The 21,447-nt window shown below is 73.1% G+C and carries 20 protein-coding genes and 1 tRNA gene; 12 read left to right on the forward strand and 9 right to left on the reverse strand.

What is annotated here, in order from left to right:
- Window positions 1-122: 122 nt before the first annotated feature.
- The 5 genes from ASG76_RS01750 to ASG76_RS01770 all read left to right on the forward strand — a co-directional run bounded on the left by ASG76_RS01750 (window position 123) and on the right by ASG76_RS01770 (window position 5,361).
- Complete coding sequence (locus tag ASG76_RS01750) at window positions 123-1,493, forward strand: acyl-CoA dehydrogenase family protein (protein ID WP_082587166.1); 1,371 nt, start codon at window positions 123-125, stop codon at window positions 1,491-1,493.
- 184 nt (window positions 1,494-1,677) lie between these two features.
- On the forward strand, window positions 1,678-2,820 hold the full coding sequence (locus tag ASG76_RS01755; RefSeq protein ID WP_056599110.1) for an LLM class flavin-dependent oxidoreductase: 1,143 nt from the start codon (window positions 1,678-1,680) through the stop codon (window positions 2,818-2,820).
- Window positions 2,821-2,828: 8 nt separating this feature from the next.
- A complete protein-coding gene (locus ASG76_RS01760) occupies window positions 2,829-3,359 on the forward strand; it encodes an NADPH-dependent FMN reductase (protein WP_200948025.1) in 531 nt (176 codons plus the stop codon).
- Complete coding sequence (locus ASG76_RS01765; RefSeq protein ID WP_082587167.1) at window positions 3,356-3,952, forward strand: flavin reductase family protein; 597 nt, start codon at window positions 3,356-3,358, stop codon at window positions 3,950-3,952. The genes ASG76_RS01760 and ASG76_RS01765 overlap by 4 nt, the downstream gene beginning before the upstream one ends.
- Window positions 3,949-5,361 (forward strand): MFS transporter, encoded by a 1,413-nt coding sequence (locus ASG76_RS01770; protein WP_082587168.1) that lies wholly within the window; start codon window positions 3,949-3,951, stop codon window positions 5,359-5,361. Before ASG76_RS01765 ends, ASG76_RS01770 begins: the two co-directional genes overlap by 4 nt.
- Before the next feature lies 1 nt (window position 5,362).
- On the opposite strand, the gene ASG76_RS01775 is transcribed toward ASG76_RS01770, so the two are convergent.
- A complete protein-coding gene (locus ASG76_RS01775; RefSeq protein WP_082587169.1) occupies window positions 5,363-6,154 on the reverse strand; it encodes an NYN domain-containing protein in 792 nt (263 codons plus the stop codon).
- 23 nt (window positions 6,155-6,177) lie between these two features.
- Between ASG76_RS01775 and hemG the strand changes: the two genes are divergently transcribed.
- From hemG to ASG76_RS01790, 3 genes are all read left to right on the forward strand, one after another.
- Window positions 6,178-7,524, forward strand: coding sequence for a protoporphyrinogen oxidase (gene hemG, locus ASG76_RS01780; protein WP_056599116.1), 1,347 nt, complete (start codon window positions 6,178-6,180; stop codon window positions 7,522-7,524).
- Between the two features lie 4 nt (window positions 7,525-7,528).
- Window positions 7,529-8,251: a hydrogen peroxide-dependent heme synthase gene (hemQ, locus tag ASG76_RS01785; RefSeq protein WP_056599119.1), complete on the forward strand. Its 723-nt coding sequence runs from the start codon at window positions 7,529-7,531 to the stop codon at window positions 8,249-8,251.
- Between the two features lie 77 nt (window positions 8,252-8,328).
- A complete protein-coding gene (locus ASG76_RS01790) occupies window positions 8,329-9,195 on the forward strand; it encodes a hypothetical protein (protein ID WP_056599122.1) in 867 nt (288 codons plus the stop codon).
- 3 nt (window positions 9,196-9,198) lie between these two features.
- Here the strand turns inward: ASG76_RS01790 and msrB are convergent, their stop codons facing one another.
- Window positions 9,199-9,597, reverse strand: a complete 399-nt coding sequence (gene msrB / locus ASG76_RS01795; protein WP_056599125.1) for a peptide-methionine (R)-S-oxide reductase MsrB — start codon at window positions 9,595-9,597, stop codon at window positions 9,199-9,201.
- A 74-nt stretch (window positions 9,598-9,671) separates the two neighbouring features.
- Between msrB and ASG76_RS01800 the strand changes: the two genes are divergently transcribed.
- Window positions 9,672-10,688, forward strand: coding sequence for an NADP-dependent oxidoreductase (locus tag ASG76_RS01800; protein ID WP_056599129.1), 1,017 nt, complete (start codon window positions 9,672-9,674; stop codon window positions 10,686-10,688).
- Between the two features lie 20 nt (window positions 10,689-10,708).
- Entirely contained in the window at window positions 10,709-11,791 is a 1,083-nt protein-coding gene (locus ASG76_RS01805) for a DNA polymerase domain-containing protein (protein WP_056599132.1), read from the forward strand.
- Window positions 11,792-11,902: 111 nt separating this feature from the next.
- Here the strand turns inward: ASG76_RS01805 and ASG76_RS01810 are convergent, their stop codons facing one another.
- Entirely contained in the window at window positions 11,903-14,671 is a 2,769-nt protein-coding gene (locus ASG76_RS01810; RefSeq protein WP_056599136.1) for a stealth conserved region 3 domain-containing protein, read from the reverse strand.
- Window positions 14,672-14,771: 100 nt separating this feature from the next.
- Here ASG76_RS01810 and ASG76_RS01815 point away from each other — a divergent pair, with 100 nt between their 5' ends.
- Window positions 14,772-15,872 carry a hypothetical protein gene (locus ASG76_RS01815; RefSeq protein ID WP_056599139.1) on the forward strand — a complete coding sequence of 367 codons (1,101 nt, stop codon included), beginning with the start codon at window positions 14,772-14,774 and terminating at the stop codon, window positions 15,870-15,872.
- Between the two features lie 101 nt (window positions 15,873-15,973).
- On the opposite strand, the gene ASG76_RS01820 is transcribed toward ASG76_RS01815, so the two are convergent.
- From ASG76_RS01820 to ASG76_RS01845, 6 genes are read right to left on the reverse strand one after another with little or no spacing between them, the layout of a single operon-like run.
- On the reverse strand, window positions 15,974-16,579 hold the full coding sequence (locus ASG76_RS01820) for a hypothetical protein (RefSeq protein ID WP_235529367.1): 606 nt from the start codon (window positions 16,577-16,579) through the stop codon (window positions 15,974-15,976).
- Entirely contained in the window at window positions 16,576-17,697 is a 1,122-nt protein-coding gene (locus ASG76_RS01825; protein ID WP_056599141.1) for an ATP-dependent DNA ligase, read from the reverse strand. Before ASG76_RS01825 ends, ASG76_RS01820 begins: the two co-directional genes overlap by 4 nt.
- 36 nt (window positions 17,698-17,733) lie before the next feature.
- Window positions 17,734-18,432, reverse strand: coding sequence for an ABC transporter permease (locus ASG76_RS01830; RefSeq protein ID WP_056599144.1), 699 nt, complete (start codon window positions 18,430-18,432; stop codon window positions 17,734-17,736).
- A gap of 16 nt (window positions 18,433-18,448) precedes the next feature.
- Complete coding sequence (locus ASG76_RS01835; protein WP_056599147.1) at window positions 18,449-19,360, reverse strand: ABC transporter ATP-binding protein; 912 nt, start codon at window positions 19,358-19,360, stop codon at window positions 18,449-18,451.
- A complete protein-coding gene (locus ASG76_RS01840; protein ID WP_056599150.1) occupies window positions 19,357-20,238 on the reverse strand; it encodes a hypothetical protein in 882 nt (293 codons plus the stop codon). The genes ASG76_RS01835 and ASG76_RS01840 overlap by 4 nt, the downstream gene beginning before the upstream one ends.
- On the reverse strand, window positions 20,231-21,187 hold the full coding sequence (locus ASG76_RS01845; protein ID WP_235529368.1) for an ABC transporter ATP-binding protein: 957 nt from the start codon (window positions 21,185-21,187) through the stop codon (window positions 20,231-20,233). The genes ASG76_RS01840 and ASG76_RS01845 overlap by 8 nt, the downstream gene beginning before the upstream one ends.
- A 174-nt stretch (window positions 21,188-21,361) precedes the next feature.
- On the opposite strand from ASG76_RS01845, the gene ASG76_RS01850 reads away from it, so the two are divergent.
- Window positions 21,362-21,443, forward strand: a tRNA-Gln gene (locus ASG76_RS01850).
- The last annotated feature ends 4 nt before the right edge of the window (window positions 21,444-21,447 follow it).

Raw genomic sequence — 21,447 nt, forward strand, 5'->3', positions numbered from 1 at the left:
CCGTTGCTCCTGGTCTCGTGTCGCGGGGTGGTCGGCAAAACCTGCTGCCGCCCTGTCGTGGTCCGGCGCCCCGACTGCTTAAAGTCTACTAAGTAACTATACAAAACGGGAGGAACCCACCCATGACCACCCTGCGTGTCCGACCCACCCCCAGTCGCACCAGCCGCAGCGGCCGCACTCCCGACCGCCACGCCGCCACCCCCGGCGGGACCGGGGCGCACGCCCACCGCCCCGGGGCCGACGACCTCCTGGCCGAGTGGGCGCCCGTCCTGGCCGCCGTCGGCGAGGGGGCGCTCGAGCGCGAGCTCGCCGGCGAGCTGCCGGTCGAGGCGGTCCGCCTGCTCAAGGCCGAGGGGTTCGGTGCGCTGCGCGTGCCCGCGGCCCTCGGCGGCGGTGGTGTCGACGTCGTCGGGCTCACGCGGCTGTGGGTCGAGCTCGCCGCGGTGGACGCCAACCTGCCGCAGGTGTTCCGGGGCCACTTCGCCCTCGTCGAGGACCGGCTCTGGCACCACGCGCGCTCGAGCGACCAGCGGGTGTGGTTCGACCGGTTCGTCGCCGGGGAGATCGCCGGCAACGCGTGGTCGGAGGTGGGCTCCGACATCGACCTGCCCCGCACCGTCCTGCGCCCGCGCGCCGACGGGTCCTACCGCCTCGACGGCACGAAGTACTACACGACCGGCACCATCTTCGCCGAGTGGGCCGACGTCCACGCCCGCGTCGCCCGTCCCGGTCACCCCGACGAGGTGGAGGAGCCGACCGCGATCGCGCTCGTCGACACCCGGGACGCCGGCGTGCGGGTCACCGACGACTGGAACGGCTTCGGGCAGAGGGGCACCGGCAGCGGCACCACGACCTTCGACAACGTCGGCGTGCCCGCCGACCACGTGCTGGCCTTCGAGGACCGCTTCCCCCACCAGACGGCGTTCTACCAGCTCAACCTCCTCGCCACCCTGACCGGCATCGCGAGGGCGGCCCTCGCCGACGTGGTCGAGGCGGCGCGGAAGCGCACCCGCAACTTCTCCCACGCCAACGCGCCACGGGTCCGCGACGACGCCCAGGTGCTGGCCCGCGTCGGCGAGATCGCTGCCGCGGTCTACGCCGCGGAGGCCGCCACCCTGCGCGCCGCCGCCAGCGTGCAGGCGGTCGCAGACGCCGCCACCGCGACGCCCGACGTGGTGGCCGCGCTGGTCGAGGCCGCCGAGGTGGAGGCGTCGACCGCGCAGGTGGTCGTCTCCGAGCTCGTCCTGCGTGCCACCTCCGACCTCTTCGACGTGCTCGGCGCCTCGGCGACCGCGCGACCGCTCGCCCTCGACCGCCACTGGCGCAACGCGCGCACGGTCGCCTCGCACAACCCGCGGATGCTCAAGGCGCGCGTCGTGGGGGCGTACGCCGTCAACGGCACGCCGCCGCCCTATGCCTGGTCGATCGGCGGCACCCGCCGTCGCCAGGAGTGGGTCGACCCCCGGGCGCCGCACGAGGGTGCCACCAGCTGACCGGTCACGCACCGGCTCCGGGAAGGGGGTGGCGGGCAGTGCCCCGCCCTGCCTGCAAGGCACTGCCTGCCACCCCCTCGACATCCCCGCGTCACGTCGTGCCCGGGTCGGGCGCCAGGCGCTGCTAGGTTTGTCTACAAGATCGATAGAGATTAAGAACCTTGGGAAAGGACTCACCACCGACATGAAGTTCCACTGGTTCCTGCCCACCAACGGCGGCGACGGCCGCCAGGTCGTCAGCGGAGGCCACGGCGTCTCGCACGGCGCCGGCGGCCGGCCGGCGAGCGTCCCCTACCTCGGCCAGGTCGCGCGCAGCGCCGAGCAGCTCGGCTTCGAGGCTGCGCTGACCCCCACGGGGGCCTGGTGCGAGGACGCCTGGCTGACGACCGCGATGCTCGCCCCGCTGTCGGAGCGGCTCAAGTTCCTGGTGGCGTTCCGTCCCGGCATGACCTCGCCGACCCTCGCCGCGCAGATGGCCGCCACCTTCCAGAACCTCTCGGGCGGGCGGCTCCTGCTCAACGTCGTGACCGGAGGGGAGTCGCACGAGCAGCGGGCCTACGGCGACTTCCTCGACAAGGACGCGCGCTACCAGCGCTGCGACGAGTTCCTCGACATCGTGCGCCGGCTCTGGGCGGGGGAGCAGGTCACCCACGCCGGGCGCCACCTGCGCGTCGAGCAGGCCCAGCTCCAGCAGCTGCCCGACCCGGTGCCGGAGATCTACTTCGGCGGCTCCTCGCCCGCAGCAGGGGAGGTGGCGGCCAGGCACGCCGACGTCTACCTCACCTGGGGCGAGCCACCGGCGGCCGTCGCGCGCAAGATCGCGTGGATCCGCGAGCTCGCCGAGACCCAGGGCCGCGAGGTCCGCTTCGGCATCCGCATGCACACCATCAACCGGGACACCTCCGAGGAGGCCTGGCGTGAGGCGGACCGCCTGTTGGAGGGCATCGACGACGCCGAGATCCGGCGCGTGCAGGAGGGCCTGCGGCGCTCGGAGTCGGTGGGCCAGCAGAACATGCTCGCCCTCAACAACGGCTCGCGCGAGGGCCTGGAGATCCACCCCAACGTCTGGGCCGGCGTCGGCCTCGTGCGCGGCGGGGCCGGCACCGCGCTGGTCGGCAGCCACGAGGAGGTCGCCGACCGCGTCGAGGAGTACGCCGCGCTCGGCATCGAGGAGTTCGTGCTCTCGGCCTACCCCCACCTCGAGGGTGCCTACCACTTCGGCGAGGGCGTGCTGCCGCTGCTGGAGAAGCGCGGGCTGTGGACCAACCCGGCTCCCGTCGGCGCCCGCGCGTCGGTGCCCTTCGGCGGCCAGCGGGCCGCCTCATGAACACCCCCGTGAGTGCCCGTGTCGCCGTGGTGGTCGGCAACCCCAAGCCCCGCTCCCGGACGTACGACTCCGCGCTGGCGCTCGCCGACCGGCTCGGCGGGGCCGACCTGGTGGTCGACCTGGCCGACCACGCCGCCGACCTCTTCGACCACGAGGCCGCGAGCGTCGACGACCTCGTCGAGCAGGTCTGCGGCAGCCTCGTCGTGATCGTCGCCAGCCCGACCTACAAGGCGACCTACACGGGCCTGCTCAAGGCGTTCCTCGACCGCTTCCCGCACCAGGGCCTGGGCGGGGTGACCGCCGTGCCGCTGATGCTCGGCGGCGCCGAGACCCACGCGCTCGCGGTGGAGCACGCGCTGCGCCCGCTGCTCGTCGAGCTCGGCGCCTCGGTGCCGACCCCAGGGCTGTTCGTCCTCGACTCCGCACACGCCGACCCGGCGCCGTACGACGCGTGGTTCACCACCGCGCAGCAGCTCCTGCCCGCGCTCCCGGCCCCGGCCGCGAGCACCCCCGAGACCCCCCAGGCGGTGTCCGCATGACCTCCCACCCCGTCCTCCAGCAGCCCGCGCTCGACCAGCGCACGCTGCGCGACGCCTTCGGTGCCTTCCCGTCCGGCGTCGTCGCCGTGGCCGCGTCGGTCAAGGGCCAGCTCACCGGCATCGCTGCGTCGTCGTTCACCTCGGTGAGCATCGACCCGCCGCTGGTGTCGTTCTCCGTCGCGACCACGAGCTCGACGTGGCCCCTGCTGCGCGAGGCCGACCGCCTCGGCCTCAGCGTGCTCGCCGACCACCACGACGTGGTGTGCCGCCAGCTCGCCGGCCCGCGCGAGGAGCGTTTCGCCGGCCTGCCCTTCAAGGTCACCGGCAACGGAGCGGTCCTGCTCGACGAGGCGGTCGCGACCTATGACTGCTCGATCCACGAGGAGGTCGTCGCCGGCGACCACGTCATCGTGCTGCTGGAGGTGCACGAGGTCGGCAGCGGCGACGGCGAGCACCCGCTGGTCTTCCACCGCTCCGCCTTCGCCAAGCTGCACCGCGACGACCTCGACCCGGCCCGCCTCGACGGGCGGATCAACGGCGCCGACGTGGACCGCGGCAGCGACCACTCCGAGAGCAAGGAGGACGCAGCATGAACCTCACCCCACGACGTTCTTCGACTCCCCCGCTTCGCTCCTCCGCCGAACAACGCCGCGGGGACCCCGAGAACAGCGAGCACCTCACCCAGGCCGCACCCTCCCCGCGCCGGGTCGCCCTGGCCTCGGCGGTCGGCGCCACCATCGAGTGGTACGACTTCTTCCTCTACGGCACGGCCGCGGCCGTCGTCTTCGACAAGCTCTACTTCAACGGCCTCGACGGCCCCGCCGCGCAGTTCGCGGCCTTCGCCACCTTCGCCGTCGGCTTCTTCGCCCGCCCCGTCGGTGGCCTCATCTTCGGTCACTTCGGCGACCGCATCGGGCGCAAGCAGATGCTGTTGCTGACGCTGGTCATCATGGGCGTCGGCACGGCCCTGATCGGCCTGCTCCCGACCTACGACTCGATCGGTGTCTGGGCGCCCATCGCCCTGGTGGTGCTGCGGGTGCTGCAGGGCATCGGCGTCGGAGGGGAGTACGGCGGCGCCGTGCTGCTGGCCGTCGAGTACGCCCCGCCCGGGCGCCGCGGCTTCTACGGCAGCTTCGCGCACATCGGCGTGCCCGGTGGGCTCGTGCTGGCCGCCGGCGCGTTCTCGCTCGCCGGGCTGCTGCCGGAGGAGGCGTTCCTGGCGTGGGGATGGCGCGCGTGCTTCCTGGTGAGCATCATCCTGCTCGGCATCGGCGCCTACATCCGCCTCTCGGTGATGGAGACGCCCGAGTTCGCCAAGGTGCAGGAGCGCAAGGAGATCTCGCGGCTGCCGCTGCGCGACCTGCTCCGCGAGCAGAGGCGTCCGCTCCTGCTCGGGATGGGCACCCGCTTCATCGAGGGCTTCACCTTCAACCTGTTCTCGGTCTACCTGCTGGCCTACGTCGCGACCAACCTCGAGCTGCCGCGCGCCTGGGCGCTCGACGCGATCATCGTCGGCGCGGCGCTCGGTGTCGTGCTGGTGCCGGTCGCGGGTGCGTTGTCGGACAAGGTCGGCCGCAAGCCGGTCTACCGCGTCGGCGCCTGGGTCGGCCTGCTGTTCGCCTTCCCTGCGGCCTGGCTGGTGCAGACGGAGAGCAGGTGGGCGATCTCGCTCGTCTTCGTGGTGGGCCTGGGCGTCGTCTACGGCACGGTCTACGGACCCCTGGCCGCGTTCTGGTCCGAGCTGTTCGACACCCGCTACCGCTACACCGCGCTCAGCACGCTCTACCAGGTGTCCGGGATCCTCGCCTCCGGCCTGACGCCGCTGATCGCGGCGTGGCTGGTCACGAAGGGGGACGGCACCCTGTGGTGGGTCGCGGGATACAACGTGCTGGTCGCGGCGATCTCGCTGGTGAGCGCCCGCTTCCTGCCCGAGACCCGGGGCCGCGGGCTCGACCGCGTGGACGCGGCCGCCCGCGCGGACCGGGAGCCCGTCACGGTCTGATCTACGTGGTCTTCTTGGCGGCCCGCTTGCGCGTCGTCGTCTTGACGGCCGGCTTGCTCGCCCCCTGGCCCTTCACCCGGAACCGCATCAGCCCGTCGTCGGTGCTGGTCTCGAGGTAGGGCTGGGCGGCGAGCAGGCCCTGGAGGCCGCGGTGCTCGTAGTTGCGGGGGTCGAGCGAGGGGTGCGTGCGGCTGAGGTGCTGGCCGATCGCCCCCGGCGCAGCCCAGCCGTCGTCGCCGGCCACCGCGTTGACCGCCTTGGTCAGCGCGCTCGGCAGGTTGATCTCCGGCACGGGGTCGGCCTCGGCCGAGGCCGTCTCGGCGTCGGGGTCGTCGCTGCCGGTCGCGGGGTCACCGAGCGACTCGAGGCGGATGAACTTGTCGCACGCGTTCTGCAGCGACGCCGGCGTCTTCTTCTCGCCGAGGCCGTAGACGACCTTGCCCGACTCGCGCAGCCGCAGCGCCAGGCTGGTGAAGTCGCTGTCGCTCGTGACGAGCGCGAAGGCCTCGACGTTGCCGGCGTAGAGCAGGTCCATCGCGTCGATGATCATCGCGGAGTCGGTGGAGTTCTTGCCGCGGGTGAAGGCGCCCTGGTGCATGCCGCGGATGGCGCGGACGTTGAGCTCGTTGCTCCAGCCCTTGAGCCGGTCCGACGACCAGTCGCCGTAGGCGCGCTTGATGGTCGGGTTGCCGAACTTGGCGACCTCGTCGAGCAGCGCCTCGGCGTAGGAGTAGGAGGTGTTGTCGGCGTCGATCAGCACGGCGATGCGGTCAGAGCTCACGTTGGCGTCCACACCCAGCAGCCTAGGGTGGTGGCGTGCGGGACGTGGTGGTGATCGGTGGTGGCGTGGCCGGCCTGGTCGCCGCCCGCGACCTCGCCGCAGCCGGACGCGACGTGCTGCTGCTCGAGGCGTCGCCGGAGGTCGGTGGCAAGCTGCGCCGCGACGAGGTCGCCGGGCTCACCGTCGACGTCGGCGCCGAGGCGATGCTGGCGCGACGGCCCGAGGGCGTCGACCTGGCCGCCGAGCTCGGCGCCGAGCTGGTGCACCCGACCTCCGCCGCCTCCGCGGTGTGGTCGCGCGGCGCGCTCCGCACGATGCCGCGCTCGCTGATGGGCGTGCCCTTCGACCTCGACCAGCTCGCCGCGAGCGGGGTGCTCAGCGCCCAGGGCCTCGACCGTGCGCGGCACGAGAGCGTGACCGACGTCGGTGACGACGTCTCGGTGGGCGACCTCGTGGCCGCCCGGCTCGGCGACGAGCTCGTCGACCGGCTCGTCGAGCCGCTGCTCGGCGGGGTGTACGCCGGCCACGCCCGGCGCCTCTCCGCGGCCGCGGCCGTGCCCCAGCTGCTCGCGATGGCGCGCCGCGGGAGCCTGCTCGAGCAGGCCGCCGCCGTCCCCGTCTCCTCCACCCCGGTGTTCGCCTCCCTGCCCGGCGGGATGGGGCGCCTGCCCGGCCTGCTCCGCGACGGCGGCGGCTTCGAGGTGCGCACCTCGGCGACCGTCCGCGCGCTGCGGCGTACGGCGTCGGGCTGGTCGCTCACCGTCGGCCCCACCACCCACCCCGAGACCATCGAGGCGGCCGCGGTCGTGCTGGCCACGCCGGCCGCGCCGGCCGCCCGCCTGCTGGCGGACGTCGCGCCGGAGGCAGCCTCCGACCTCGCCACCATCGAGACCGCCAGCGTCGCCGTCGTGACGCTGGCCTTCCGGGCCCAGGACGTGCCCGACGCGCTGTTCGAGCGCTCGGGCTTCCTCGTGCCGCCGGTGGAGCAGCGCGCGATCAAGGCCTCGACCTTCTCCTTCGCCAAGTGGGCGTGGGTGCGCGACCTCGACCCCGACGTCATCGTCCTGCGCACCTCGCTCGGCCGCCAGGGCGAGGAGGCGACGCTGCAGGCCGCCGACGAGGGCCTGGTGCGGGTCTCGCTCGCCGACCTGTCGTCGCTGGCCGGCATCACCGCCCGGCCCCTCGACTCGCACGTGCAGCGGTGGGGCGGCGGGCTCCCGCAGTACGCCGTGGGCCACGTCGACCGGGTCGCGCGCATCCGTGCCGCCGTCGACCGGCACCCGGGGCTCGCGGTCTGCGGGGCGGCGTACGACGGCGTGGGCATCCCCGCGGTCATCGGCTCGGCCCGCCGCGCTGTGGCCTCGGTCACCCGGGCAGAATGAGGTCATGAGCACGGACTCCGACCAGGCGACGAAGACCAACGCCGCGCGCACGCGCGAGCTCAACGACACGATCCGCTACACCATGTGGTCGGTCTTCCGGCTGCGCGACGTCCTCGGCGACGCCGACCGCGACGCCGAGGCCGCCGACCTCGAAGCGCTCCTCGAGGTGCTCGCCGAGCAGGACGTCAAGGTCCGCGGGATCTACGACGTCAGCGGCCTGCGCGCCGACGCCGACCTGATGGTGTGGTGGCACGCCGCCGACTCCGAGCAGCTCCAGGGCGCCTACAACGCGCTGCGCCGCACCGCCTTCGGCCGACGGCTCGAGCCGGTCTGGTCGCAGATGGCGCTGCACCGCCCCGCCGAGTTCAACAAGTCGCACATCCCGGCCTTCCTCGCCGACGAGGAGCCGCGCGCCCACGTGTGCGTCTACCCGTTCGTGCGGTCCTACGAGTGGTACCTCCTCGAGGACGCCGAGCGCCGCGCGATGCTCGCCGAGCACGGCAAGATGGCCCGCGGCTACGCCGACGTGCGCGCCAACACCGTGGCGTCGTTCGCCCTCGGTGACTACGAGTGGATGCTGGCCTTCGAGGCCGACGAGCTGCACCGCATCGTCGACCTCATGCGCGACCTGCGCGCCTCGACCGCGCGCCGCCACGTGCGCGAGGAGGTGCCGTTCTACACCGGCTCCCGCGTGACGCCGGCCGAGCTCCTGGCCCGCCTGCCCTGACCCGGCAGCCCTGACCCGCCTGCCCTGACCCGCAAGGGTCGGGGGAACGCGGCACCGGCCCACGGCGTCCCACCACCATGAGCACCGCCACGAGACTGCGACCCCTCCGCGCCGCCCTCGCCGCCCTTGCCCTGACCCTGCCTCTCGCCGCCTGCTCCACCGAGGCCGAGATGCGTGCCGTGGACCCCGCGGCCGCCGGCGACCCGGCGGCGGCTGTGTCGAGCGACGCCGCGCCCCGGCCGGTCCCGGAGGGCAGGGTCACGACCAACGGGCTGGTGACCTTGCTCGACGACGGCGGCGGCCCGGAGCTCTGCCTCGGCCCCGTCGCGGAGTCCTACCCGCCCCAGTGCGGCGGCCCGGCGGTCGACGGCTTCGACTTCGGCGACGTCGGCGCCGAGCGCGCCTCGGGGGTCACGTGGGGCTCGTACGCCCTCATCGGGACCTACGACGGCACCACCTTCACCGTCACCGACTCGACCCCCGCCGCGCTCTACGACCCCATGGCCGCGCCGCCGGTCGACGGGCTGGACGCCGCCTGCTCCACCCCGGGCGGCTCGGGGGCCGGCCGGACCTCGCCCGAGGACCTCGACGCCACCCTGGCCGCCGCCTCCGCGCTGCCAGGCTACGCCACGTCCTGGCTGAGCGGCGACACCATCAACGTCGCCGTCACGGAGGACGCCGCGGGCGCCGAGGCCACGCTGCGCCAGACCTGGGACGGCGGGTTGTGCGTCACCACGGTCGAGCGGACCGACGCCGACCTCACCGCCATCAACACCGAGCTGCAGGCCGCGCTCGGCGACCAGCTGCTGACCAGCGGGTCGACCGCGCCGGACACCCTCGACGCCCATGTCGTGTTCGACGACGGATCGATCCAGGACTGGGCCGACGCGACGTACGGCGCCGGGCTGGTGCGCGTCACCTCGGCGCTCGTCCCCGCCGGGTGAGGGCTACTTCTTCTCGCTGAGCGTGATGCTGATCGAGTTGATGCAGTAGCGGTCGCCGGTGGGCGTGCCGAAGCCGTCGGGGAAGACGTGCCCGAGGTGGGAGCCGCACTTCGCGCAGCGCACCTCAACGCGCTTCATGCCGTGCGAGGTGTCCTCGATGTACTCCACCGTGTCGGTCATCGGCTGGTAGAAGCTCGGCCAGCCGCAGCCCGAGTGGAACTTGGTGTCGCTGGTGAACAGCTCCGAGCCGCACGCCTTGCACGAGTAGGTGCCCTCGGTCTCGGTGTCGGTGTACTCACCGGTGAACGCGCGCTCGGTGCCGGCCTGGCGGAGCACGGCGTACTCCTCGGGGCTCAGCTCCTCGCGCCACTGCTCGTCGGTCTTCTGCACGTCGTAGGCCATGGGCCCGAGTTTAGTGGGGCGGTGGCTGCCGCCCGGCGTCCGGTGGGCACCGGGCGGCTGGCACTGTGGTCGGCATGGAGACCACCCAGATCCGCCTCGCCCGCCGGCCCGAGGGCGAGCCCGACGACACGACGTTCACGACCGCCACCGAGACGCTGCCCGAGCTGCAGGACGGCCAGGTCGCGCTCGCGATCCGCTACCTCTCCCTCGACCCCTACATGCGCGGTCGCCTCAGCACCGCCAAGTCCTACGCCGACCCGGTGGAGATCGGCGACGTCATGGTCGGCGGCACTGTCGGCGAGGTCGTCGAGTCGCGCTTCGAGGGCCTGGCTCCCGGCGACTTCGTGCTCTCCTACTCCGGCTGGCAGAGCGCCGCGGTCGTCGACGGGCGGCAGGTCCGCAAGCTCGACCCGTCGCTCGCCCCGGTGACCACCGCGCTCGGCCTGCTGGGCATGCCCGGCTTCACGGCGTACGCCGGCCTGCTCGAGATCGGGCGCCCCCAGGAGGGCGAGACCGTGGTCGTCGCCGCCGCCACCGGTCCGGTCGGCAGCGCGGTCGGGCAGATCGCGCAGATCAAGGGCGCCCGCGCCGTCGGCATCGCGGGCGGGCCCGACAAGGTGCGCGCGCTCACCGAGGAGTTCGGCTTCGACGCCGCCCTCGACCACCGTGCGCCGGACTTCGCCGAGCAGCTCGCCGCGGCCACGCCGGACGGCGTCGACGTCTACTTCGAGAACGTCGGCGGCAAGGTCTTCGACGCCGTGCGCCGGCGCTTCAACACCTACGCCCGCATCCCCGTGTGCGGTCTGGTCGCCAACTACAACCTCACGGGCCAGCCTGAGGGCCCCGACCGGATGCCGGGGCTGATGGGCCAGGTGCTCACCCAGAGCCTCACCGTGCGCGGCTTCATCCAGAGCGAGTTCACGCAGAGCCACGGTCGCGACTTCGTGCGCGACATGGGGGAGTGGGTCGCCAGCGGCCGCGTGCGCTACCGCGAGGACGTCGTCGACGGGCTGGAGAACGCGCCCGCCGCCTTCGCCGGGATGCTGCGCGGGGAGAACTTCGGCAAGCTCGTCGTCCGCGTCAGCGGCTGACCCCCGGCTAGGGTCGCGTCATGGCGAAGGCGTCGGAGGCGTACGTCCGCGCGGGGGAGCGCGAGGTCAGGATCTCCTCCCCCGAGCGGGTCATCTACGAGGCGACCGAGCGGACCCCCGAGGTCACCAAGCTCATGGTCGCGGAGTACTTCACGAGCGTCGAGGAGGGCCTGATGCGTGCGCTGCGCGACCGGCCCACGGCGCTCGAGCGGTGGACCTCCGGCGTACGGCCGGGGATGAAGCTCGCGACCGGACCGCAGGACCGCAACGCCGACGCGTTCTACCAGAAGCGCGTGCCGAAGGGCGCTCCCGACTACCTCGAGTCCGTCGAGATCACCTTCCCGTCGGGACGCACGGCCGAGGAGATCTGCCCCACCGAGATCGCAGTGCCGGTGTGGTGCGCGCAGATGGGCGCGCTGACGTTCCACCCCTGGCCGGTGCGGCGCGACGATGTCGACCACCCCGACGAGCTGCGCATCGACCTCGACCCGCAGCCGGGCACGTCGTTCGCCGACGCGGTGCGGGTCGCGGGCGTGGCGCGCGAGCTGCTGGCGGACCTCGGCATGACCGGTTTCGCCAAGACCTCGGGCAACCGTGGCATCCACGTCTACGTCCGCATCGAGCCGCGGTGGGACTTCGGCGACGTACGCCACGCGGCGATCGCGTTCGGCCGCGAGCTGGAGAAGCGCGACGACGGCGTGACGACCGCGTGGTGGAAGGAGGAGCGCGGGGAGCGGATCTTCGTCGACTTCAACCAGAACACCCGCGACCGCACGATCGCCTCGGCGTACTCCCTGCGCCCCATCCCCGGCGCCCCGGTGTCCACGCCGGTGACCTGGGACGAGCTGGCCACGCTCGAGTCGCCCACGGACCTCAACCTCTTCGCCGTGCCGTCCCGGCTTGCCGTCGACGGCGACCCCTGGGCGACGATCGACGACGTGCACCACTCGCTCCAGCCCCTGATCGACCTGTGGGAGGAGCACCCCGTCGAGCTCAACTACCCGCCCGACCACCCCAAGATGCCCGGCGAGCCGCCGCGCGTGCAGCCGAGCAAGAAGGTCGAGGCGCACTGGGACGCCGAGGGCAACCGGATCCCCGACTGAGCGGCGCGTGAGGCGGGTTTCGCCGGCTCGGAAGTCGCCTCACGCACCGCTCGATCGGGCAGCGGTGCGTGAGGCGGGTTTCGCCGGCTCGGAACTCGCCTCACGCACCGCTCAGCCGAGCTCCCAGGGCGCGGCGACCGGGTAGTACTCCTGCAGGAAGTCCATCAGCAGGGCGTCCGCGCTCTCGGAGTCGAAGGCCGAGACCAGGTTGTCGGCGACGCAGAAGAAGTCGCGGTCGCGCTTGAGCATCTGCCGCAGCTGGACGGGCAGCTGCTGGTGGCCGAGGTCGACGTAGCCGTGGTGGGCGCCCGCGCGGAACGCCTGGCCGGTGACGAGGCCATAGCTCTGCGCGAACGACGACAGCAGCGACAGGTCGGTCGACGACCGGAACGGTGCGTGGGTGGTGCGCTCGACCTCGGCGGGGAACCGGGCCGCGATCTCCTCCAGGGTCGTACGCCGCTGCGGGTGCGGGCTGTGCATCATCGTGTGGGTCAGCGTCACGCCGAACGCCTCGGCCAGCGCGCGGCGGTTGTTGTGCGCCGCGGTGAGGTAGGGGCGGTCGTCGGTGCCGGGCAGGCCCACGGCGCGGTGGTCGGCGACGAACGCGGCGAACTGACCGCCCGGGGCGAAGAAGTGCTCCGGGCGACGCGGCCGGCCGAGGAAGACGTCGTCGTTGACGTAGACGAAGTGCTCGGCCAGGTCGGGCACGACGTGGAGCCGGGTCTCGATGGCGTGCGAGCTGAAGGTCGGCAGCGCCGAGGCCGGGAGGATGTCGCGGTGGTCGACGACGCGCACCCGGTCGTGGGTGGTGTCGAGCCACGACGGCACCTGGCCGGCGGTGACGAGGTGGATGCGGCGCACCCACGGCGCGAAGAGGTGGATGCTGCGCATGGAGTAGCGGAGCTCGTCGCGGCTGCGGTAGCGCGAGGCACCCCCGGCGCGGGCGCTGGGCGTGCCGCCGAGGTCGGTGGTGCGGGCGTCGCGAGCGGCGAGCCAGTCCTCGTCGTCGCCGTCTACCCAGGTGTAGACGACGTCGACGTCGAAGCGGACGTCGTCGACCGTCGGCAGCGCCATCGCCTCGAGGGTGGGGACGGAGACGCCCTCGACGTCGATCGTGGTGCGCGGCGAGCCGGCCGGCACCCGGTCGCCGAAGCGGTTGTGCGACGGCGCGAGCAGGTCGCCGTCGGGCGACTCCTCCCAGAACTGCACACCGATCTCACAGCCCTCGGTGAGGAGGCCGCCGTGCCCGCCGCGCATCGGCCAGGGCTCGAGGAAGAGCGAGGCGGTGCGGGTGCGGGCGAGGTCGTCGGTCATCGCCGCGACCGTGCCGCGCCGCTCGTGCCAGCCGCGCTCGGCCGGGTCGCGCACCGAGAGCCAGTCGGGCACCGGGGCCGCGGCCAGCGCGGCGAGGAATTCGCCGCGGCGTGAGGACGGCACGACCACGACCGGGTGCGGGTCGCGGCCGCGGGCGGGCATGACGAACCACCCGTCCCCGGTCGCCGCCGCGGCGGTGGTCAGCACCTCGAGCGCGGTCGTACGCGCCTGGGCGGGCGTGGTGCCGGCGGCACCGTCGGTCTCGGGCAGGTCGCCGAGCGGCCCGGGGCGCAGCCCGTGCAGCACGCGGCGCGGCGCCAGCGGGTCGGCGCGGCGGGCCACGGCGTCGCGGAAGACCGAGACCCACTGGCGAGCCAGCGCAGCGCCGTCCCACCGCCGCGAGCGCTCGAGCGCGGCCGCACCGAGGCGGGCGCGCAGCTCGTCGTCGGTCGCCACGCGCAGCATCGCGGCGGCCAGCGCGGCCTTCGAGGCCGGCGGCACGAGGAGGCCGTCGACGTCGTGGGTGATGATCTCGCGCGGCCCCGACGGGCAGTCGTACGACACCGGCGGGACGCCGGCCGACATCGCCTCCTGGAGCACGAGGGGGTAGCCCTCGCCGCGCGAGGCCAGCACGGCGACGCTCGTGCGCGCCCACTCGGCGGCCAGGTCGTCGGTCGAGCCGGGCAGCCGCACGCGGTCCTCGAGGCCGAGCTTGCGCACCTGCGCGGCGAGGTTGTCGGCGCGCGGGCCGTCGCCCCAGATCGTGAGCGTCCAGCCCGGCAGCTGCTCGTGGATGCGCCAGAAGGCGTCGACGACGTGCTCGAACTGCTTCTCCGGCGCGAGCCGGCCGGCGGTGACGAAGGTCTTCTGGTCGAGCGGCGAGCGCTCCTGCGGGTGCGAGGGCAGCGGGTTGGGGATGACGAGCAGCTCGGGCGCGGCGCCGCCGAGCCGCCCGGCCAGCCAGCGCGACATCGACTCGGTCAGCGACACCACGATGTCGGCGCGTGGCGCGAACTCCAGCAGCGCGCCCATGTCGTTGACCCGGCTCGAGGAGGCGCGGTGCTCCTGGTGGACCAGCGCGACGTCGGCGGGCGCGAGCTGGGCCACCACGGCGAGCAGCTCGGGGGTGGTGGTGACGAGCACGTCGGCGTCGACGCGCGGCAGCGCCTCGCGCAGGGCCGCGTCGGTGAGCCCGTTGTAGAGCGCGTCCCAGCTGCGCGGCACGATGACCGACTCGCGCTCGGCGAGCTCGGCCGGGTGCGTGCCGCCGATCGCGGCGGGTCGCTCACCGCGTACGTCGACGAGGTAGTCGACCTCGATCCCGTCGGCCAGCGGGTAGTGGGTCGTGGCGCCGCTGCGCGTCACGCTCAGGATGCGGACCCGGTGGCCCTCGCCGAGCCCGACCAGCGCGTTGGCCTGCTCGATCCCCGACCGCGCGGTGCCGCCCATGCCGTCGGCGTTGAAGAGGACGAAGACGATGTCGAGCGGGCCGTCGAGCGGGCCGTCGCGGCGGGTGCGGCGCACGGCCGCGCGCACCTTCCCCCCGAGCTTGTCGGTGAGTGCCACGTGTCGAGGGTCCTGTCCGGTGGAGGTCGCGGGAGCTGGTGTCTGGAGATGGGGTCGGCACGATCCTAGGGCCCGGCGCGTGGCCGATAGGGTGACCCGCATGCCGACGCCCCCCACCCCGCTGGTCCTGGTCTCCGGTTCCGGACGCAGTGGCACCAGCTCGCTGGCGGGCACGCTCAAGCGGCTCGGCCTGCACGTGCCGCAGCCGGAGGTCGAGGCGTCGGAGACCAACCCGCGCGGGTTCTACGAGCCGCAGTGGGTCATCGACTTCCACAAGCGCCACCTCAAGGAGCTCGCGCTGTTCAACATCGACAGCCGCCCGGCGGCCGTCGACCTGGTCGCTCACTACGTCGAGTCAGGCGTCCCCACGGTCGAGCTGCACGAGTGGCTGTCGGACCAGCTCACGGCGCAGCGGCTCGCCGGGGAGCAGGTCGTGATCAAGGACCCGCACGCGTTCTGGTTCGCGCAGGTCTGGGAGCAGGTGACCGCCGAGCTCGACGTCGACCTGCGCTGGCTCACCGCGCTGCGCCACCCCGCCGAGGTGGTCGGCTCGCGCGACATCGCCTACCTCTCCAGCCAGTCCGACGACCTGCGCCTGACCAAGGAGACCTCCAACGTCGCCGGCTGGGTGCACGCCGCGCTGCTGACCGAGCGGGCCGGCCGGGGTGGCAAGCGCTCCTTCGTGAAGTACGTCGACCTGCTCGCCGACTGGCGCTCCGCGCTGGTGCCGGTCCAGCAGCAGCTCGGGCTCGACTTCAACACTGATCTCACGTCGCGCGACCACCACGACGTCGACGACTTCATCGAGCCCTCGATGCGCAAGTCGCAGCTCACCTGGGACGACGTGCGCACCCCCGCCTGGCTGCAGGAGGTGGCCGAGGAGGTCTGGCAGCTGCTCGGTGTGCTCACCACCTCCCCGCACGACGAGGCCACGCAGGCGCGCCTCGACGCCATCCACGACGACTACACCGCGCGCTACGCCGACGCGGTGGCGCTCACCTTCGACCACACCCGCGCCGAGTCGGTGCTCGCCGCCCGCGAGGCGCGCGACGCCCAGCGCGCCACCGTCCAGCAGCTGCGCCGCGACCTCGAGGAGGCCCGCCGTGCCCGCTCGGGCGACGCCCCCGCCGTCGGCGGCCGCGAGGCGGCCCGCATCCTGCAGCGCGCTGTCGTACGCCGCGTGCGTCACCCGCGCGGCTGAGCACTCGTTGGTCGAGGAAGGCGCCCCGGCGCCTGTCACGAGACCTGGATCCGGTTTCGTGACGGTCGCTGCGCGACCTCCTCAACCAGCGGTGGTGGCGCTCAGAGGCCGGTGACGCCCTCGCCGCCGGAGCCGGCCTGCTCGTCGAAGTTCTCGTGCTCGATCAGGTGCAGCACCGGTACGCCGATCTTGCGCCGCGCGCGGGAGGTCCAGTCGACGTGGAAGAACTCGGCCACCACGTGGGGCCGGGTGAGGATGATCGCCTCGCGGGCATCGACGGCGGCGACGAGCGCGGCTAGCGCGTCGACGGGCGGCTCGGAGGTCACCTTGCCCGTCGCGGTGCCACCGGCGGCGCGGATGGCGGCCAGGGTCTGCTGGAGCTCCGACGACGAGCTCTCCTCGCACTCGCGGCGCAGCGCCTCGATGTCGACGTCGTTCATCGCCAGCGCGGGCGCGGCCATCAGGTCGCCCGCGCCGAGGGTGCCGAGCGAGGCCTCGACCCGGGCCGCGGCGTCCTCGAGCGGCAGCAGGACGTGGTAGACGACCGGGTCCTCGATCTCGGCGTGCAGCGAGCGCACCTGGGCCGCGTCGGCGGCGGTGAGGGCCTGCTCGACGAGCAGCACGACGTCGTAGGTGCCCTGGCCGTCGTGGATGGTCTCGTCGCCGTCGGGATCAGGGACGGACGCGTGGGGGGTGTTGTCGGTCATCGGGTGCCTCCGGTGTCGGTGCTGAGGATGTGGGCGAGGTCGTAGCCCGCGGGCTCGTCGAGCTGGTCGTAGCCGCAGCTCTGCGGGTCGCGGTCGGTGCGCCATCTCTTGAAGTGCGCAGTGTGCCGGAAGCGCCGGCCCTCCATGTGGTCGTACTTCACCTCCAGCACCCGCTCGGGGCGCAGCGCGGTGAAGCCGAGGTCCTTCCCGGCGCTCCAGCGGCTCTGGGTGCCGGGCACGCGGTCGGGGTTGGCGGTGAGGAACTCCTGCCAGCGCCCCCACGGGTGCTCCGCGACGTCGCAGACCAGCGGCTGCAGCTCCTGCCACAGCGACGCCCGCTTGGCGGCGGTGAAGCTGGCCGAGACCCCGATGTGCTGCAGCTCGCCGGCGTCGTCGTAGAGCCCGAGGAGCAGCGAGCCGATCAACGGCTCGTCGGGGGTGGAGGTCTTGTGCTCGCGGTAGCCGGCGAGCACGACGTCGGCGGTGCGCTCGTGCTTGATCTTGAGCATGGTGCGCTTGTTGGGCTCGTAGGGCGCACCCAGCGGCTTCGCGACCACCCCGTCGAGCCCGGCGCCCTCGAACTCCTCGAACCACCGCTCGGCCTCGGCCGGGTCCTCGGTGGTGCGGGTGAGGAAGCACGGCCCGGTGCCGTCGAGGTGCCCCAGCGCGTCGACGAGGGCGGCACGGCGCTCGGACAGCGGGCGGTCCATGAAGGACTCCTCGCCCAGCGCCAGCAGGTCGAAGGCGACGAAGCCGGCGGGCGTCTCGGCGGCGAGCTTGTCGACGCGGCTCGCGGCGGGGTGGATGCGCTCCTGCAGCGTCTCGAACTCCAGCCGCCACCCGTCGGGCCCCTGCAGGCCGACGAAGATCTCGCCGTCGAGCACGACGCGGTCGGGCAGCTGTGCGCGACAGGCCTCGACGACCTCGGGGAAGTAGCGGGTGAGCGGCTTGGTGTTGCGGCTGGCGAGCTCGACCTCGTCGCCGTCCTTGAAGACCAGGCAGCGGAAGCCGTCCCACTTCGGCTCGAAGCTCAGACCACCGTGCTTGCCCGGGTCCGGCACGCCGCTGACGCTCTTGGCGAGCATCGGCTGCACGGGCGGCATCACGGGGAGGTCCACGAGATCGAGCCTAGTGCGCCGTCGCCGGTCGGGCGCTCAGTCCTCGCCGCGGAGGGTGAACGACCGCAGCCGGTCACCGGCGAACCACACGCCGACCACCGTCACCACGAGGCTGGCGCCGATCGCCCACGGCAGGCTGGCCGGGTCGGGGAGCTGGTCGGAGAGCTCGTGGCCGACCCGCAGGCCCCACTGGCCGATGCTCAGCCAGGCGATGCCGGTGAAGAGGTTGCCGAGCAGGCTCTCCCAGATCAGCACGAACATCAGCGAGGCGATGACCGCGTGGCGGGTGACCGCCGAGATGGCCAGGAACAGCGCGGAGTACGCCGTCCCGGCCACGACCGCGCCCACGAAGAGCGCCCACGCCCGGCCGGCGTCCCCGGTGAGGAGGGCGGCCAGGAGGATCGGCAGCGACCCCGCAGCCAGCGTGGCGGCCAGCGCGACCAGCCACTTGCTGAACGCCACCGCGTAGCGGTTCACCGGCTTGGCGAGCAGGTAGACGATCGAGCCGTCGTCGACCTCGGGGCCGAGCACGGACGAGGCGGCGAGGATGGCGACCAGCGGCAGCACGAGCGGGTAGCCGAGGCCGGGCAGGAGCTCGAAGGCCGCCTCGCCGTCGGTGAGCGCGGTGACCAGCGCGACCAGCCCGACCAGGAGCACCGGGAAGGCGAGCAGCAGGAAGAAGCGCCGGCGTCCCAGCAGGGCCTGGAGGGCGAGCTTGGCAATGGTCGCGTTCATCAGGAGGCTCCCGTGGTCATCGGGCCACCAGGTAGGCGAACACGCTCTCCAGCGACTCGTCGCTGGGGGAGAGCTCGAAGATGGTCAGGTCGTGACGTCGGGCCAGCTCGGGCAGCCCGACGGCGAAGCTGCCCAGGTCGTCGACCTGGACGTCGAGGTGGTCGCCGCGCAGGGCCACCGCGCGCACCGACACCTGCTCCATGAGCAGCGCGGCCAGGGTGCGGTTGTCGCTGGACTGCACGGCGTACTGCACCGGGCGGTCGGTCATCAGCTGCCGGATCGCGCCGAAGTCGCCCGAGGCCGCGTGGCGCCCGGAGACGACCACCTCGATGTGGCGGGCCAGGCGCTCGACCTCCTCGAGGATGTGCGAGCTGAAGAGCACCGTGCGGCCCTCGTCGCCGAGGCGGCGGAGCAGGTCCATCAGGTGCATGCGCTGGCGCGGGTCGACGCCGTTGAAGGGCTCGTCGAGCAGCAGCACCGACGGGTCGTGGACCAGCGCGGCGGCGATCTTGACCCGCTGCCGCATGCCCTTGGAGTAGGTGTCGAGGCGCCGCCCGGCGGGCTCGACCATGTCGACGACGCCGAGGATGCGCTCGGTCGCGGCGGCCGCGTCGGGCAGGCGGTGCAGGTCGGCGTTGGCGCGGACGAACTGTCGACCGGTGAGGTAGCCGAAGCTGAGCTCGCGCTCGGGCACCAGCCCGATCCGGCGGTAGATCTCGGTGTTGCGCCACACCGGGCGGCCGTCGAGCGTGACGTGTCCCGACGACGGGGCGAGGAAGCCCGACATCATCGCCAGCAGCGTGGTCTTGCCCGCGCCGTTCGGGCCGAGCAGGCCGGTGACGCCGGGGCCGATCGTCAGCGAGACGTCGTTGACCGCGACGACGTTGCCGAACCAGCGCGACGCGGAGTCGAGGACCAGGGTGCTCATCGCGTGCCCACCTTCCGGAAGCGGGCCACCAGCCCGAGCAGGCAGCCGCCGATGAGCAGCAGCGCCACCAGGACGTACGCCGGCACCCACGCGCCGTCGACCGGGGCCGGGGTGTCGAGGCCTGCGCCCCACGCGTTGGCGAGCCCGTTGTGCAGCGACCAGGGGGAGACCAGGCCGACGCCGACGGACGCCGGGTCCTCGCCCTCGGCGGACGCGATGTTCTGGACCGCCGTGACCACCCCGGAGAGCACGATCAGCGCCATCACCGAGCCGACGACCGCGAAGCCGCGGCGCAGGGAGACCGACGAGATCAGCCCGGTCACGCCGGCGATCAGTGCGGCCAGGCCGGCCTGCAGGACCAGGGCCTTGAGCGCGTCGGTGGTCTGGTCGCTCTTGTCGAGCCCTGCCAGCATCGCGCCGAGGTAGAGCAGCACCGTGGGAAGCGCCGTGAACAGCCACATCGCGACGGCCAGCGAGGCCCAGCGCACCAGCGCGAAGACGGTCGCGGGGAGCGGGCGGGCCAGGTAGAGCACGATCGAGCGGTGGCGCAGGTCGCGCGAGAACAGCACCGGGGCCTGCGAGGCCGCGAAGAGGCTGACCAGGAGCTGGGTCTGGTTGGTGTAGGCGGCGTACGACACCGGCAGCGAGCGCAGGCCGGTGAGGACGACGAAGCCCACCACGACCGCGGCCGGCAGCAGCGACATGCCGAGCAGGAGGAACGGCATGACCTTCGACCTGCCCGAGCGGCCCAGGCCGTAGGCGTGGCGCAGGCCGGTGACGAAGAGCGTGCGGGCGATCGTCGCGGTGCCGTCGCGCGGGCCGTCGTAGCGGCGGTAGCCGAGGTCGTGGATGACCCCGGAGCGGGGAGCCTCAGGCACGGGCGCCTCCTTCCAGGAAGACGTCCTCGAGGTGGCGGCGGTCGGGCTGCAGGCGCATCAGCCCCAGGCCGAGCTCGGCGGCGACGTCGCGGATGAGGTCGTGCGCGACCCCCTCGGCGGCGAGCTCGGGCGGGGGCGGGTCGATGGCGACCATCGCCCCGCGCGGGCGGCAGGTGAGCCCGCGGCGGGCGAGCGCCTCGCCGAGCAGGTCGCGCTCGGTCTCGGTGCCGACGACCTCGACCAGCAGGCTGCCGGTGCGCTGGAGGAAGTCGCCGGTCGCGCTCGAGCGCAGCAGGTGGCCGCCGTCCAGGACGATCACGTGGTCGCTGACCTGCTCGAGCTCGCCGAGCAGGTGCGAGGTGACGAGGACGGCGATGCCGAAGTCGCTGCCGATGCGCTGCACCAGCCGCAGCATGTCGGTGCGCGCGGCCGGGTCGAGGCCGTTGGTGGGCTCGTCGAGGAAGACCAGCTGCGGGTCGTGGGCCAGCGCCTGGGCGAGCTTGGCGCGCTGCTTCATGCCGGTGGAGTAGCCACCCATCGGCCGGTAGCGCTCCTCGTCGAGCCCCACGTGGCGCAGCACGTCGGCCGAGCGCTCACGAGCGGCGCTGGCGCCGAGGCCCGACATCCGCGCCATGTGCACCACGAAGTCGCTGGCGCTGACGTCGGGCGGCAGGCAGTCGTGCTCGGGCATGTAGCCCACGACGCGCCGGATCTCCTGCCCTCCGTGGTCGATGTCGTGGCCGAGCACCGTGGCGTGGCCGGCAGTCGGCTCGAGCAGCCCGAGCAGGATCTTGATCAGGGTCGACTTGCCGGCGCCGTTGGCGCCCACGAGGCCCGTGACGCCCGCGCCGACGTCGACCGTGAGGTCGGTCAGCGCATGGACCGTCCCGTAGTGCTTGGTGAGGCCCGCGGTCGCGATGACCGGCGGGCCGGTGTGTTCCCCCGTCACGGTCGTCACGCTAGCGGTCGCGGCCATGCCAGGGCATCAGGGATCGCCCGGACCTGCGTGGAGGTCCTGTGGAGGTCCGTCCGTCACACCTGAGGGGGATCCGTCATCCGGTGCCGACGTCATGGGTGCGCGTTCGTATGACGGATCGCGCAGACCCTAGGCTGTTCCGCACATTCCCCGGTTGGTCTGCCGGCAGGGCCCGCCTGACTTTGAATCAGGACTAGCGACGTAGGTTCGACTCCTACCCGGGGAGCCAGTCC

The organism is Nocardioides sp. Soil774, from assembly GCF_001428125.1.
GTDB lineage: Bacteria > Actinomycetota > Actinomycetes > Propionibacteriales > Nocardioidaceae > Nocardioides.

Excerpts from the sequence above, each read along its gene's own strand:
- ASG76_RS01835 (WP_056599147.1), bottom strand. The coding sequence starts at position 19,360 with ATGAGCACCCTGGTCCTCGACTCCGCGTCGCGCTGGTTCGGCAACGTC.
- ASG76_RS01765 (WP_082587167.1), top strand. The coding sequence starts at position 3,356 with ATGACCTCCCACCCCGTCCTCCAGCAGCCCGCGCTCGACCAGCGCACG.
- ASG76_RS01790 (WP_056599122.1), top strand. The coding sequence starts at position 8,329 with ATGAGCACCGCCACGAGACTGCGACCCCTCCGCGCCGCCCTCGCCGCC.
- ASG76_RS01815 (WP_056599139.1), top strand. The coding sequence starts at position 14,772 with ATGCCGACGCCCCCCACCCCGCTGGTCCTGGTCTCCGGTTCCGGACGC.
- ASG76_RS01820 (WP_235529367.1), bottom strand. The coding sequence starts at position 16,579 with ATGACCGACAACACCCCCCACGCGTCCGTCCCTGATCCCGACGGCGAC.
- ASG76_RS01750 (WP_082587166.1), top strand. The coding sequence starts at position 123 with ATGACCACCCTGCGTGTCCGACCCACCCCCAGTCGCACCAGCCGCAGC.
- ASG76_RS01770 (WP_082587168.1), top strand. The coding sequence starts at position 3,949 with ATGAACCTCACCCCACGACGTTCTTCGACTCCCCCGCTTCGCTCCTCC.
- ASG76_RS01800 (WP_056599129.1), top strand. The coding sequence starts at position 9,672 with ATGGAGACCACCCAGATCCGCCTCGCCCGCCGGCCCGAGGGCGAGCCC.
- ASG76_RS01755 (WP_056599110.1), top strand. The coding sequence starts at position 1,678 with ATGAAGTTCCACTGGTTCCTGCCCACCAACGGCGGCGACGGCCGCCAG.
- msrB (WP_056599125.1), bottom strand. The coding sequence starts at position 9,597 with ATGGCCTACGACGTGCAGAAGACCGACGAGCAGTGGCGCGAGGAGCTG.
- ASG76_RS01805 (WP_056599132.1), top strand. The coding sequence starts at position 10,709 with ATGGCGAAGGCGTCGGAGGCGTACGTCCGCGCGGGGGAGCGCGAGGTC.
- hemQ (WP_056599119.1), top strand. The coding sequence starts at position 7,529 with ATGAGCACGGACTCCGACCAGGCGACGAAGACCAACGCCGCGCGCACG.
- ASG76_RS01830 (WP_056599144.1), bottom strand. The coding sequence starts at position 18,432 with ATGAACGCGACCATTGCCAAGCTCGCCCTCCAGGCCCTGCTGGGACGC.